The 12,658-nt window shown below is 42.6% G+C and carries 14 protein-coding genes and 3 pseudogenes; 9 read left to right on the top strand and 8 right to left on the bottom strand.

What is annotated here, in order from left to right:
• The first annotated feature begins 172 nt into the window (after window positions 1-172).
• The gene (locus AB6E78_RS00920; RefSeq protein WP_372132171.1) at window positions 173-838 is read left to right on the top strand and encodes a cold-shock protein; all 666 of its coding nucleotides are present in this window, start codon (window positions 173-175) and stop codon (window positions 836-838) included.
• A 22-nt stretch (window positions 839-860) separates the two neighbouring features.
• Here the strand turns inward: AB6E78_RS00920 and AB6E78_RS00915 are convergent.
• Window positions 861-1,139: pseudogene (locus tag AB6E78_RS00915) on the bottom strand (transposase); the annotation flags it as partial.
• Window positions 1,139-1,276, bottom strand: a pseudogene (locus AB6E78_RS00910) (IS110 family transposase); the annotation flags it as partial. The pseudogenes AB6E78_RS00915 and AB6E78_RS00910, both read right to left, overlap by 1 nt.
• A 90-nt stretch (window positions 1,277-1,366) precedes the next feature.
• On the opposite strand from AB6E78_RS00910, the gene AB6E78_RS00905 reads away from it, so the two are divergent.
• From AB6E78_RS00905 to AB6E78_RS00870, 8 genes and pseudogenes are all read left to right on the top strand, one after another.
• Window positions 1,367-1,894: a hypothetical protein gene (locus tag AB6E78_RS00905; RefSeq protein ID WP_108166672.1), complete on the top strand. Its 528-nt coding sequence runs from the start codon at window positions 1,367-1,369 to the stop codon at window positions 1,892-1,894.
• A gap of 508 nt (window positions 1,895-2,402) precedes the next feature.
• The gene (locus tag AB6E78_RS00900; RefSeq protein ID WP_108166565.1) at window positions 2,403-2,609 is read left to right on the top strand and encodes a hypothetical protein; all 207 of its coding nucleotides are present in this window, start codon (window positions 2,403-2,405) and stop codon (window positions 2,607-2,609) included.
• The gene (locus tag AB6E78_RS00895) at window positions 2,606-3,088 is read left to right on the top strand and encodes an AAA family ATPase (protein ID WP_372132174.1); all 483 of its coding nucleotides are present in this window, start codon (window positions 2,606-2,608) and stop codon (window positions 3,086-3,088) included. Before AB6E78_RS00900 ends, AB6E78_RS00895 begins: the two co-directional genes overlap by 4 nt.
• A gap of 207 nt (window positions 3,089-3,295) precedes the next feature.
• Window positions 3,296-3,718 carry a hypothetical protein gene (locus AB6E78_RS00890; RefSeq protein WP_017068350.1) on the top strand — a complete coding sequence of 141 codons (423 nt, stop codon included), beginning with the start codon at window positions 3,296-3,298 and terminating at the stop codon, window positions 3,716-3,718.
• A gap of 26 nt (window positions 3,719-3,744) precedes the next feature.
• A pseudogene (locus tag AB6E78_RS00885) lies at window positions 3,745-4,196 on the top strand (hypothetical protein).
• Window positions 4,197-4,274: 78 nt separating this feature from the next.
• Complete coding sequence (locus AB6E78_RS00880) at window positions 4,275-4,673, top strand: DUF1801 domain-containing protein (protein WP_372132312.1); 399 nt, start codon at window positions 4,275-4,277, stop codon at window positions 4,671-4,673.
• 194 nt (window positions 4,674-4,867) lie between these two features.
• Complete coding sequence (locus AB6E78_RS00875; protein WP_017059577.1) at window positions 4,868-5,149, top strand: hypothetical protein; 282 nt, start codon at window positions 4,868-4,870, stop codon at window positions 5,147-5,149.
• A gap of 62 nt (window positions 5,150-5,211) precedes the next feature.
• Complete coding sequence (locus AB6E78_RS00870; protein WP_171732990.1) at window positions 5,212-5,727, top strand: GNAT family N-acetyltransferase; 516 nt, start codon at window positions 5,212-5,214, stop codon at window positions 5,725-5,727.
• Window positions 5,728-5,973: 246 nt separating this feature from the next.
• On the opposite strand, the gene AB6E78_RS00865 is transcribed toward AB6E78_RS00870, so the two are convergent.
• The 6 genes from AB6E78_RS00865 to AB6E78_RS00840 all read right to left on the bottom strand — a co-directional run bounded on the left by AB6E78_RS00865 (window position 5,974) and on the right by AB6E78_RS00840 (window position 12,643).
• A complete protein-coding gene (locus AB6E78_RS00865) occupies window positions 5,974-6,633 on the bottom strand; it encodes a sugar transferase (RefSeq protein WP_017063903.1) in 660 nt (219 codons plus the stop codon).
• Between the two features lie 9 nt (window positions 6,634-6,642).
• Entirely contained in the window at window positions 6,643-7,830 is a 1,188-nt protein-coding gene (locus tag AB6E78_RS00860) for a glycosyltransferase family 2 protein (RefSeq protein WP_229647965.1), read from the bottom strand.
• Complete coding sequence (locus AB6E78_RS00855; protein WP_017059582.1) at window positions 7,827-8,927, bottom strand: glycosyltransferase; 1,101 nt, start codon at window positions 8,925-8,927, stop codon at window positions 7,827-7,829. Before AB6E78_RS00855 ends, AB6E78_RS00860 begins: the two co-directional genes overlap by 4 nt.
• Window positions 8,928-9,325: 398 nt before the next feature.
• Window positions 9,326-10,750: a GumC family protein gene (locus tag AB6E78_RS00850; protein ID WP_372132179.1), complete on the bottom strand. Its 1,425-nt coding sequence runs from the start codon at window positions 10,748-10,750 to the stop codon at window positions 9,326-9,328.
• Window positions 10,747-11,865 (bottom strand): glycosyltransferase, encoded by a 1,119-nt coding sequence (locus tag AB6E78_RS00845; RefSeq protein ID WP_372132182.1) that lies wholly within the window; start codon window positions 11,863-11,865, stop codon window positions 10,747-10,749. The genes AB6E78_RS00850 and AB6E78_RS00845 overlap by 4 nt, the downstream gene beginning before the upstream one ends.
• Entirely contained in the window at window positions 11,858-12,643 is a 786-nt protein-coding gene (locus AB6E78_RS00840) for a DapH/DapD/GlmU-related protein (protein ID WP_017059585.1), read from the bottom strand. The genes AB6E78_RS00845 and AB6E78_RS00840 overlap by 8 nt, the downstream gene beginning before the upstream one ends.
• Window positions 12,644-12,658 lie beyond the last annotated feature (15 nt).

The following is a 12,658-nucleotide window of genomic DNA, read 5'->3' as shown; positions in this document are numbered from 1 at the left end:
GCAGCTAAAGCCTGGGTCTCACATTACCCGATTGGAGTGCTTATTATCCATACAAGGCGTTTAACAATGACCAAAAACGCTTGGCATTTTCACCTCGTGGAAAGTATGTGCCATGGTTTTTGGCACGTTAATTTAGCGTTAGGTAACAACATTTTCAACATAAGGAGTTAGCTTGAAAGGCAAGGTTGTATCGTATATTTCTAGTAAGAAGTATGGTTTTATAAATGGTGATGATGGTGAAAGTTACTTTCTACATTTTTCTGCATTGTTAGATAAATCAGATGAAGCTAAATTGGTAAAAAATGTAGTTGTAGAGTTTGATCCTACGCCAAACCCTAGGGGGTTGGCTGCGAAGAAACTTAGAGTTCCAACAGTATATTTCAAGAAAGAAATGGTGGGGTTTTTCACCACCAAAGCTTCGAAGCCTAAATATGGAACTGTTGAAAAGCAGAACTCGATTAAATGTCGGTTTATTAAAGGTCTAGATGAAGCGCGTGAGCATATTGAAACTCTAGCTAAAGATGCTGGTTGTAATGCCATATTGAATATGAATTTTGAGAAAGAAACGTTCCGCTCTGGTAATTATCGATATACCGTTCATGCATTTAAAGGAGATTTTGCTGTAGTAACGGATCAGACGCCATGTGATTCAGTATCAGAAGCAAGTCAATCTGTTCAAGATTTACAAAGTAAGATTGATTATTCTGATGCTCTTTTCTTTGGAATAAAATCGGAAGAAGATAAGGTTAGGGCAAAGCAACTAGAAAAAAGTAATGCTGGTTGGTTTATCTTAGGTGGCATTCTTTTGTTTATATTATTGTTGGCGGCAGGTACATAACAAACAACTATGGCGTCAATGATTAGTTTTTTGCTGTGTTTTCATCCCACATGGCGCCATCTCTCAGCATAGTGTTAAGGGTCACAACCATCTTTCGAACACACGCGATTATTGCGACTTTCTTAGGCTTTCCGGCAGCTACAAGTCGAGCATAAGTCGCTTTGAATAAGGGGTTACATTGCATGGCTGACATCATTGCCATATATAGCACTGTGCGTACTTGCGCTCGAGCACCTTGGATCTCGTGCATACCTTTGTAGCGACCACTTTCGCGTGTGATTGGTGCGACACCAATGAGTGTATATTTGCTATCGAAATCTGTAGTTTAGAGCGGGTTACTGACTTATGTAGTATGACCTTACCATTTTGGTCTTCGGCATGAAGACTGAAGTGGTTTTTAGCTAGGTCGATACCGCAGAAATAAGAATAATCAGACATGGTGCCTCCGATGCATTTAAGTACCACATAAGTGTGGCAAATCTTCGGTAGGAGGAATCCATGTTATTCGTCAAAGCAAAGGAGAAAATTATGCGCAAGACAATCAGTGTCAAAGATCAAGAAGAAGTTGTAGCTCTAAAACAGTTAGTCATGAATTCAATCGATAAATCTGTTGAACAAATCCGCTCTGAACGAGATGCATACGGATTGTTTTCAAAAATGAAGTTTGGTGGTGTAGGATTTGATCCGCTGGATTCAGAGCGTGAGTTGAATGTAATTGAACAGATTAATCAATCATTTACTTATTTAGCATCATTCAACGCTATTGAGGTTTTATTTGAGTATCACGCTGAACTAGCTCCATATACTCTAAATTTAGGTACAGCCCCAGGTTCAGATATCGAGTCAAATTGTGGCACTTTGGCGGCTGAAGTTTTTGCGTCAGTCACACCGACCAATAATCAAAAACTTAAAAAAGATATCGACAAGGTTGCAGCTACAGATGCGCAGCTAAAGTATGCGTTTTTTATGTGCCCAAATTTCGAGTATGGACGTCATGCTAAGTTTGAGCGTGATGGTGTAATGGTATGGGCGCTTGAAGGTGCAAATGCGCTATAACAAATTGGTCGACAGCGACTCAAAACGCTAAACTTATCGCGATAAAATTCATATTTCGTCCCCATTTCAGGGTAAATCGAGATCTATTTCCTTGCCTGAGAAATGAGCAAAAGTAGTATGCGCTTTAGAACTCTACTTCTAGTCAATTTTTCAGGTCATACGTGAATATACTTCTGATCATACCTACAATTTTTTTAGCTAAATTTATTGGTTTGCAAATGGGATTCACCTATAACCTGTTTTCAGATCCGTTCAGTCTTAAGCTTGCTCTGATTGACCTTAGTTTATTTGTCTTTGTCGGTGCGGTTCTTAGTTTTATTTACGATAAGATCAAACATGCACTCAAGAACGTCAGGAAAAATTAGCCCGACATAGCATTTAAGACTAATGCCCAGCGCTGTTATTTTCGGCTTACTTCAATCTCAGTGTTTATGTCGCATTGATTTAAGATCTGGTCGTAACGTTACTCTCACCTATACATAGTGTTGCTTTCTACGAGGGAATGAACATGAAACAAGGAATTTTCAAGAACCTGAAGCTGGCATTAGGTGTTGGTTTTGGTGTTGCCATTCATCAGTACTTTTTTATGACGGATGGTGTGTTTGATTTCTATCGACCAATTGTGGCGTTTGCTTTTACGTTTGTAGTTAGCAGTATTGGTACACTGCTAAAAGAAAGAATCATGCGCCAGAAAGAGACTAAAGGGGCATCATGACTAAAATCTATTTCGTATGTGGCTTTATTGGCTCGGGTAAAACGACTTACTCTAAAGAGCTTACAGAAAAGCATGGCGCCTTTCGTTTCTCGATTGATGAGTGGATGATTCCTTTGTATGGCGAACATATGGAGCGTGAAGTTTTTGAACGCCGGCTGGCTACGCTACAAGGTTTATTCAAGGAGTCTGCTATGCAGCTGTTTTCCTTGGGTGTTCCGGTGATTTTTGACTTTGGTTTTTGGCGTAAATCAAACCGAGATTCTTTTACAAGCTGGGTATCAAACCTAGGCGTGGACAGCGAAGTTCACTACCTTGATGTTCCGTTTGAGACTTGTAAGCAGAGAGCATTTAGCCGCAACTCGGAATTGAATGGTAAGTCTTATGAAATGACACCTGAAATGTTAGATCTGTTTTGGTCTTGGTTTGAGGTTCCAACTTCAAATGAAAATGTTGTTTGGGTTCAACAGGGCGCTCAATAAGGTATGCAGTCAGGTGCGAAGGTGAGTGGTATTTTTATTATCTAGCTTGTGTTCTAAGTCTTCCGTTACATTGGGTTTATGAAAGTCTGAGTTGTCCATCGAATAGTCGTGTAACAAGGGCATTTCTCATGCCGTATTTTTGGTAATTAGTTCTTCCTGTCGATTATCGAATTTGTCCTAAACCCACTATTAAGGCAGGGAACCCCAATGAATAGAACGCTATGGTTCGCACTCATTTCGCTTTTGTTTTCAATGACAATGGTATTTTGTACATACAGTTATGGCATAGAGAGCCACGTTGAAGTAACCACACTCACTTTAGTATTGTCTGGCCCTCTGATTTTTACCTTTGCGCTTGTTGTCATTTTTTGTGGCGCACCAGTCATTAGCAAGTACAAGTTACTTGGAACCATCGCAATTTGTGTGCATGGATTTACAGCCTCACTGCATGTGCTGTGGAACGGTTTTATGTTTGTCGATGTGATTAATAAACAAGGCTTAGGTCCGGGACAAGGTTATTCTGGTTTGATACTTTGGGTTGGTAGTATCAAGGCGATGCTACTTGGTTTGGTTGTGGGAGTATGCCTGCATTACTTGCTACGATTTTTTAGAAAGGCTGCAGTAAGATAACTGTTGGCTAGTTAGTGGATTGTTCGTTGTCTATAGGAGTTGCCACTGTGTTTTATAGTAAGGAATCCAACAAGGGATTGCTGCTCATCCTTGTTGCGATAAGTGCTTTCATTGTCGTTACCTCTGATAATAACCCCGGGACATTAATCGCTCACGCCATCAACGGCTTAATTGCTTTGCTCTTTTTCTCCATGACAATTGAGGTTAAAGACAATGTACTAAGCTGGTATTTCGGCTTTGGCTTTTGGCGTAAGAATGTAGAAGTGTCAGACATTACAGAGACATCGTTTTATCAAAGCAAGTGGTATCAAGGTATTGGTATCCGAATGCTGAGCGATGGTTGGTTGTATAATGCATCGATAGGTTCAGCGCTTAAGTTAAGCTTAAGTAATGGAAAGCATGTTTACATTGGTTGTAAGGATACGGACGGTTTAAAGCTGGCCTTGAAACCGCTAACGAACAGATAAACGAAAAATGATTTATTAGGCTTGGCACTTTTCGTTTAAAGTTGGGCTAATGTTTAAGGTTCTATGCTTTAAGTGAGCTGGACTTTAATATCACAACAAATGAATCGGAGGTTGAGTATCCCGATGATGTTCGAGCTCGGCTTGAAGAGTTGCGTTCATTAATCTTTGAGCTTTGCTCTGATTTGGATTTAGGTGAAGTCGAAGAGTCTCTGAAATGGGGCGAGCCGAGTTACAGCGTTAAGACGGGCAGTCCAATTCGAATCGATTGGAAATTAAAATCGCCAAACAACTATTACTTGTTCTTTAACTGCCAAACGAAGCTAATCGACACATTCAGAGAATTGCACGATGGCACATTGGTATTTCAAGGTAATCGTGCAATCGTCTTGAAACTGACTGAACCACTTCCCAAGGCACCAACCAAGCAGTGCTTGGAGTTAGCCTTAACTTATCAGCAACGAAAACATCTCCCACTTCTTGGCGCGTAGTTCTTATATGTTGTCATTATATTTCTTAAACAGGTTTTCTGTGTTCTAGCTATCACTCTTTAAAGTGCTAAGACTGTACCATCTTGATTAGTATCAAGAGGCTAGGGAATCTCTATAACCAACGCTGATTGTATTGCTTACCGTTTAAAAAGGTGTTCTAGTCACCTTGTATTTCAAACTTAAAAGGAAGTTGTATGAATTTAGATAAAGCCAAAAAACGTATCGCAAAGCAGGTTAAAAAAGGCGACCACGGATACCCAAAAATCACGTTAGCGTATTACGGGACGACCAAAGATCTCGCAACGGAAGTCGCGGTTCAATTTATGCTGGGTGAGGGCGATGGTGTTCAAGAAGAGCGTTTTTCTTGTGAAACCGAAATCCGAGATAATGAATTAGTTCAAACGACGTTACTCAAGATAATCGAGCGAGCAAATGTTAACTCAGTGATTGAAGTTGAAGGCGTGGCTGTTCTTTAGTTTGCTTTAGCCTGGAAACGAAGCCAACACGAGAACTCAGGTGTATAATCTGGGCAGGACACATGGCGATCTCGTTTGAAACTCAAAGACTAAAAGTAGAAGAAGTCGCAGGTGAACTTACTGTTCCTGAACGTTCGGCTCTGCTTGAGCGAGTACCTGGCATTCTAATCCCGTCAGTCGTTGAAAACCTTCCACCATACTTTCATGGTATTGTGTCAGGTGAGCTGGCTGAAATTTGGCTCGACCGAATGTTGTCGGGGAGCCGCTTACTTCAAGTGAAATCCAACGATAATCAATTGATTGGTTTTCTGTTCGCTTATGTAGAAGACGAAAGTGATGCTCATATTGGCTACTTGCTTGCAGAAGAGTTCTGGGGCAAGGGTTTAGCGAGTGAGCTACTGAAGGGTTTCATCACAGAAGTCGCTAAAATGGAGTCATGGTCAACACTGATTGGCGGTGTCGATCGTTCAAACATAGCCTCTGCCAACTTACTTAAAAAGCTAGGTTTTGTTGAGCAAGCCTCTGACGAAAGTGCTGTGGTTTTCTATGAATATAAGCTTTCTCGTCTTAATTCTTAACTCTGAGCTCTCAGCTCTTAATTTCTAATCCCTAACTCAAGCCACATCTGCGTTATACATTCATTGCCAATGTTTACGTCAATTGATAGGGAAGAAACCTTATTACACCATTCAACTGAGAACCGAGAGCAGCGAGTCTAGTTAACGTGGGCTAATTCGGCACTATGTGTTTCATTAGCGACTTTCCAATCGCCCCCTAAGGCTTTATAGAAAACAGGCTTTGTATCCACATTAGACCATACTGGTTTAGCGACCTCGACCATCTACCATTACGATGATTGTTTTAGAGATGATGCTGAGATCAGCGGCAATCCAAGACTTAACCGAACATAGGCTTAGTGCATAACTGTGGTCAAAACCTACTTTACGACGTACATCATCAATACAGGTGTCGTAACCTTGATTTACTTGTGCAAGCCCTGTAATACCAGGCATTACACCGTATGTACGGTCAGCAAAGTAAGGAATTTCGTTCTCTAGTTTGGTGTAAAAAGTAGGGCGTTCAGGGCGTGGGCCAATTAGAGACATTTCACCTTTCAGTACATTGATCAGTTGTGGCAGTTCATCAAGACGTGTCTTTCTCAAAAAGCGGCCAACGGGTGTGATTCGTGGATCATTCGCTGTAGCCCAAACTGCACCAGAACGCGTTTCTGCATCCTCGTACATGCTACGGAATTTCATGATCTCAAAGATTTCCATTTTCTCCGGTGTCGATTTACCAACGCGCAATTGACGGTAGAAAATAGGGCCACGAGAAGTGAGTGCAATCGCCATCGCAATCAACGGAAATACGGGCGCTAGCAAAATCAAAGCAATCAGTGAGCTTACAAAATCGAAAGTACGTTTAGCACGTGAGATTTTGTATTGGTATAGGTTTTGGGTAGATAGCTGTTCGATGTTCATCATAATAAGTCCTTAATGATTTGCTCGTGTCCAAGGTGAGTTTTCTAGTCCGATTAGGTAACGAATGCCACCAATGAAGTTGGCGTAGTGTCCAACTATCAAATAAGAGATTAATGAAATAGGTTTGTTTACTAGACGCTTTGGCAAGATGCAGCCAAGGACGCCAATGGTATAAACGGCAACTTGAGCCCATAACAGCGCTTCAAATACCAAGTAGTTGCTAAGTAAGATTGAGCACACTAAGCACACAATCATTAAATATGGAGTGAGTAGGCGAAGTCCTTTTCCTGAAAAGAACGCAAACGCGATGCCTTTAAACTTCGGGCTGAACAAGGCAAATAATCGAATCGCTTGTTGCATGTTGCCCGCTGAAATACGAAGTCTTCTTTTGAAGTCTGTTTCTAGGTTCGATTCTTCTAGCTCTAATGCCACCATTTGGGTTTCGTATTCGGCGATGTAACCTTGTTTAACGATTTGCATCGGTAAGATGAAATCATCATTAATAGTGTTGAGTGGAAGCAGTTCAAACAGGTGTGTTCTAAACAAGTAGAAAGCGCCATGAGAACCCAAGCTAGAACCTAACGAAGCCTCAGACTCTTTAACCGCGGTTTGGTACTGCCAATACGTGTTTTCGCCTTCATTGCCTGTTGGACAAAGTTGATACGTTGCGTTTACCACTCCAACCTTGTCACTTTCAAAATGAGCGGCAGCTATAAGCAAAGCATCCAATGAAATAAGGGCAGAAACATCACTCATCGCCGTGATATCACTGGTTATACGTGTCACTTCTTCATTAACAACCGCGACTTTACCTCGGTTTACTTGATGGTCATGTATCTCAAAATAGACATCACTGCACATCGCTTCTTGTATGGTCATTTGTGCAATGGCGACTGTGTTATCGGTGCAACCATCGCAAGCGACAATGACTTGCAGCTTCTTTTTGGGGTAATCGAGTGAAGCAAGGTTACGAATCTTGTCTGCGATCCACTGTTCTTCGTTAAATGCAGGAACAAGAACGGTGATGGTCGGCAACGTACAATCTTGCTGTTCCTCTTTGTAGCAACGATGACTCTCTTCAACTTTGCGTGCGGGGTGGCTTTTCGCATACCAACGCAGTAACAAAGGGTAGGCTGCGTGATGATAGACAATCAACGCACCTGAAAACAAACAAAGTCCCGCAAGCAACCAATCAATCATGCGTAAGCTCCTTCTGAGATGTCGTTGTAAGACGAAACCATTTTGATGATGTCGAAGTTCTTAAGAACATAGTGTCGAGGTGATAAAAAGCGTTCATTTTGATTCTCTAACAAGGCATTGGCTAATCCTGTAATACTGCCTTTTTTAACGAGTGTTCCGCTTATAGGGCACAAGGTCTCATCGACGGCACCAACGTCCATTGCGACGGTTGGAATATTGCATGCTTGAGCTTCAAGTGTAGAAAGCGGCAGCCCTTCGTGGCGTGAAGGTAGGCAGAACGTATCCAACGCTCCGTAAAACGTGGTCATGTCTTCAACTAAGCCAAGAAAGATGACTCGGTCACTCAGATTCAAGCGGCTAGTCAGTTGCTCTAGTTGATTGCGTTTAGTACCGCCGCCAGCCAATGCGACAACCATGTTTGCAGGTAAAAGAGTCAGTGCTTTAATAAGTTGGTCTTGGCCTTTGACATGTTCTAGTCGACCTGCACAACCGATGATGTGTTTGTCTGTCGGCAGGTTTAGTTTTGCTCTCGCGTGTTCTTTCGACATCGGCTTAAACTTCTCACAATCAACGCCATTTTTGATGGTAATGATGTTCTCATAAGAAAAAGCAGTGCGTAGTTGGTTATAAACACGTGTCGCGTCGGCAACTAACGTTGGTTGAGCAGCTTTTAAAGCAAGCGCTTGTAATCGACGACGTTTGTTGTTGTTCAGATGCCAAGCGTCATGTTCGGTATGGATTCGAGTTGGAACCCCGGTTACGCGAGCGGCATAACCAGCGTATAACAGTGGGCCAATATGATGGGTATGAACCACATCAGGGCGAATCGCGTTGAAGGCTTTAATTAGCTTAATAATGATATTGAATTGTACGCCTGGTGCTTTATCCAAAAAGACGATTTGCTTTTTGTATGGCTCTAGCTTCGGCCAGTTGTTTATAGACTCTTGTTTAGTACCCTCTAAACTGACAATCAACACTTGGTCTGTTGGTTTAGCAAGGCGGAGCAAATCCAGAGTTAGGGTTTCTAATCCACCCGGTGCAAGGTGCTGAACAACGTGTATGATCTTTTTGCCATGCTTCGTTAAATGCGTATTCATAGTTTGGACCCTGCCTTTATAATTGTTGTTTCGCCTTTCTGACGTTTCTATTGAAGTAAATTCTTTAAAACGTTTAACTACACAAGGAGATTGCAGAAGTTGTGCCAACTAAATAATCTTTATTTTTCAGTTACTTATGTTATTCAATTCCAGTGCGGTTTTCATTTCTCAAAATGGGAATCAAAACAAAATACGATTGAATGGCAGGTTGAATCATAGGGCTTGGGTAAATCGAGAGTAGCATTAGAACTTGGGGCTTTAAACAAACAAAACGCCAACCGAGTGTTGGCGTTTTGCTCTAGGATGCACGAAGCTTGGAAACTAGAAAGCTAGGAAGCACGAAGCTAGGAAATTTGAAAGCTGTGAATCTAGCAAGTCAAAAATGGCTTTGAGGCTGACTAGCTCATTTTAGGGATCACCGTTATCACAGGGACACCCAAGATATCTTCGATTTCGTCTTTGCGTTTGATTGAAGAATCAAACAGTTCAAACAATACCGCTAAACCAATACCCAGTCCGATACCTGCAACGAATCCAGCCAGAATAAAAACAAAAGTCGGCATGTTAGATTTGACACTCGGTGTGAAAGGCAAATCGATAATCTTCACACGTTTGTTTTGCTCAAATACACCAAGCGAACCCGTTAGTTGAGCCATTTCATAACGCTCTGTCAGTTCATCATATAGTTGACGTTTGATTTCAACTTGACGTTTAAGGCGGTACATCTCTTTTGCATTTTCGCCGAAGTTATTGGCCTTGTGTTCTAATTCGAAAATCATAGTTCGAAGGCTTTTGGTCTCTTCAGTTAAAGACTCAAAGCGAGCACGAACCAGCTGTAGGCTGTGTAATTGAGTGACCAGAAGAGGTTGGGTATCAGAAAGTTTGTTCAGTGTCGTACTACTTGCGATGTCCCAAAGCTGGTCGCTGTTCATCGTTGGCTGGGTTACCTCGAGCAAACTCTTACGTTCATTCTCTAGTCTGTCTAGCTCACGCACTTTAGCTTGCACAGCACTGTGCTTGTCCGTGTATTTAGCTTGTAACAAGGTAAGGTCGCTACGAATGTCGATGATCTGGTCTTCTAATTTACCGATCACAGGGTTGGTTCTTGAAAGTTGTTGGTCGATTGACCCTAAACTTTTTTCGACACCCGATAACTCGGCCTCTTTTTCTGCCAGTGTTTGTTTGAGTGAAGCTAAGCGATTCAAACTTTGGCTCTGTACCTCAGGCGTCGAATGAACATTCTCATTCATGTATGCAGCTAGCGCTTCTTCTGCTTCTGCAAGCTCTGCGCTACGTTTGTCGATATGGATTTTCAAGAAGTTACTTGAATCTTCAATCGATGAACGTTCCGGTGCGAGTAACTGTACAATGAAATGTTCACTTACCGAGCGCAGCGTCGCTTCCATTCCATTTGGTGTGTTCGACGTTAGACTTATCTTTAGAAAATCTTTTCCAAGCTGAGTCACCGTTAGACGTTGAGACAGGTCAGTAATGATCTCTTGTTTCTCAATTTCAGGCATATCTGGCGTGGTTAATTGCAGTTCATCAGCGACCGAGTAAAGCACATGTCGACTGTGAAGCAGTGTTCTCAATGCGTTAAGTCGATCTTTGAGCATCGTCGAAACGGCAATGTCTTCCAAGAATGGATTCATCTTGGCCGTTTCTTGAATCAACATACTGGTATGCGCGTCATATTTAGTTGGAGCCAACTTGCTCACACCAAAACCTACAAAGGGCAAAATAAGCATTGGCAGAACGATAACGTAGCGTTGGCGCCACATCGCATTGATGATGACTAATAACCGCAATTTCAGATTATTCATAATAGCTCCAACATCCAATGTACAAAGTTACCACGGTTCTCCCAGCTCTCTTGTTCGACGACAGAGATAGGTGAATTGCTTAGTTGGCGCGCATGATCAAGCGCCCAAATCATTTGGTTCGCACTGCCAACCGTGGTCACGTGCTCTTGGTATGGAACCAAAGCAGGGAACGGTGTTGTGATAATTGGTGTGCCCGCCGCAAGGTATTCCATAAGTTTGAGAGGGCTACAAGCTCGGATCTGCTCATTATCAACAAACGGCAACAAGCTCACATCCCAGTGTTGAGAATAGCTTGGTAGTGTGTGGTGTGGACGAGGGCCAAGGTAATGAACGTTACTCAACTTAGGCAGCATGAGCGTATCAAGCTCGTTTGGACCAATGAAAACAAAGTCCCATTCCGGCATCGCATTCGCAACATGATCAATCATTTCATAATCAAGCCATTTAGAAAGACTGCCATAAAAACCAGCAATAGGGCGGTGGTTGCTTGGTAAATCTTTTGCTCTTGGTGCGGGTGTTGAAAACAGGTTTACGTCGACACCATGTGGTAGCAAGTGAGCTTTATGCTTTGGAAATTTATCCATCAACTTTTTGCTAGCCGCGAATATAAGCGTCGATTTATCGATCAGTTCCGATTCGTGCTGTGCAACGGTGTCATGATCAACACCAGCCAGCGCGCTAAAATCATCGCCGCAGTAATAAACCACAGATGACTCGCCTAAGTGCCCGCACAGATCAACAGCGGTCGGAAGAGAAGTCCAAAGGATAGGCGCTTTAAGATTAAGCTCCGCAATAACGGGTTTTAGTTGGCGCAACATCATTTGCTGAGCCAACTTTCTAGAAAATTTAGAAGCAGGCGCAGGGATTGTCTTTAAGTTAACGATAGTAATGTTGTCGTGTCCCTCAGAGTCGAGCATGTTTTGAGTTACGGCCTTGGTTTTACCAAACAACTTGTTGAACGCTCGGCTAACATCTTTGGCGGACAGCTTCGGTTGTCTTAAGCCAATAGAGTTGATCCATAAGACTTTGTGTTGCTTAGCAAGGTGACGAACTAAATGTTGAGTCGATGAAGGTAGGCCACCAAAGTCTTCACCAAATACGATTAAATCACGCATGGTCACCTCCATGAGTCTCTAACGAATCGAACATATCGGATTCTGTCACTTCAACGGGTTTGATGTGACCGACAACTCGAGCTGGGTTGCCACCTGCGATTGCGAAGGCAGGAATATTCTTTGTTACTACGCTGCCTGCGGCTATTACGGCACCTTCGCCGATGGTTACGCCACCTTTGACTGTTACATTCGTGCCCAGCCATACATCGGGTTCAAGAATGATGTCACCGATTTGCTGAGGGTCGTCACCTTCACCTAGCGCTCGGCGTTTTGCATCAAGCGGGTGTCCAGAGTATCCAAATAGAAAAGCGCCGCCTGCGATTCGTACGTTGTCAGAGATAACCACTTTACCTCCAACAGCGATAGTCGACTGCCAACCAATGTCGACGTTGTTGCCAATCGACAATAGTGGGTGTTCCAAGCCTTCAAGTTGTTGAGTACAACCAGAGAATGTCGTGTGGCCAGAGATACGGCAGTTGTCGCCAATCGTAATTTGCACTGGACCGCTGACGAAAGGCAGACCTCCATACAAATACAGGCGTTTGCCACATTGAGCCACACGACCTTTGAAAGCCGGAGTCCAGTAGAAGAATCGCGTAAAGCCAGAAACCAGATTCACCACTAGCTTGTGCGCTTGATATAGACAGCGATTAAATAGTTTAGGGGTAGGTAGCTCTGCGCTTCTGATGTTTTTCAAAATGAAAAACACATTTCTAATTCGAGAATTAGGATGAAACTTAAGCCAATGTTTGAATTGATGTATAGATACTGACGTCATAATGAAAATCCTCTT

It is taken from the genome of Vibrio sp. 10N.247.310.98, assembly GCF_041467395.1.
GTDB classification, from domain to species: domain Bacteria; phylum Pseudomonadota; class Gammaproteobacteria; order Enterobacterales; family Vibrionaceae; genus Vibrio; species Vibrio crassostreae_C.
Note: the sequence above shows the minus strand (reverse complement) of the source record. Positions and strands in the feature narration are given on the sequence as shown.

Bases quoted from the DNA above. Each gene is read 5' to 3' on its own strand.
- AB6E78_RS00905 (WP_108166672.1), top strand. From the start codon at position 1,367: ATGCGCAAGACAATCAGTGTCAAAGATCAAGAAGAAGTTGTAGCTCTA.
- AB6E78_RS00900 (WP_108166565.1), top strand. From the start codon at position 2,403: ATGAAACAAGGAATTTTCAAGAACCTGAAGCTGGCATTAGGTGTTGGT.
- AB6E78_RS00895 (WP_372132174.1), top strand. From the start codon at position 2,606: ATGACTAAAATCTATTTCGTATGTGGCTTTATTGGCTCGGGTAAAACG.
- AB6E78_RS00890 (WP_017068350.1), top strand. From the start codon at position 3,296: ATGAATAGAACGCTATGGTTCGCACTCATTTCGCTTTTGTTTTCAATG.
- AB6E78_RS00875 (WP_017059577.1), top strand. From the start codon at position 4,868: ATGAATTTAGATAAAGCCAAAAAACGTATCGCAAAGCAGGTTAAAAAA.
- AB6E78_RS00870 (WP_171732990.1), top strand. From the start codon at position 5,212: ATGGCGATCTCGTTTGAAACTCAAAGACTAAAAGTAGAAGAAGTCGCA.
- AB6E78_RS00865 (WP_017063903.1), bottom strand. From the start codon at position 6,633: ATGATGAACATCGAACAGCTATCTACCCAAAACCTATACCAATACAAA.
- AB6E78_RS00860 (WP_229647965.1), bottom strand. From the start codon at position 7,830: ATGATTGATTGGTTGCTTGCGGGACTTTGTTTGTTTTCAGGTGCGTTG.
- AB6E78_RS00855 (WP_017059582.1), bottom strand. From the start codon at position 8,927: ATGAATACGCATTTAACGAAGCATGGCAAAAAGATCATACACGTTGTT.
- AB6E78_RS00850 (WP_372132179.1), bottom strand. From the start codon at position 10,750: ATGAATAATCTGAAATTGCGGTTATTAGTCATCATCAATGCGATGTGG.
- AB6E78_RS00845 (WP_372132182.1), bottom strand. From the start codon at position 11,865: ATGCGTGATTTAATCGTATTTGGTGAAGACTTTGGTGGCCTACCTTCA.
- AB6E78_RS00840 (WP_017059585.1), bottom strand. From the start codon at position 12,643: ATGACGTCAGTATCTATACATCAATTCAAACATTGGCTTAAGTTTCAT.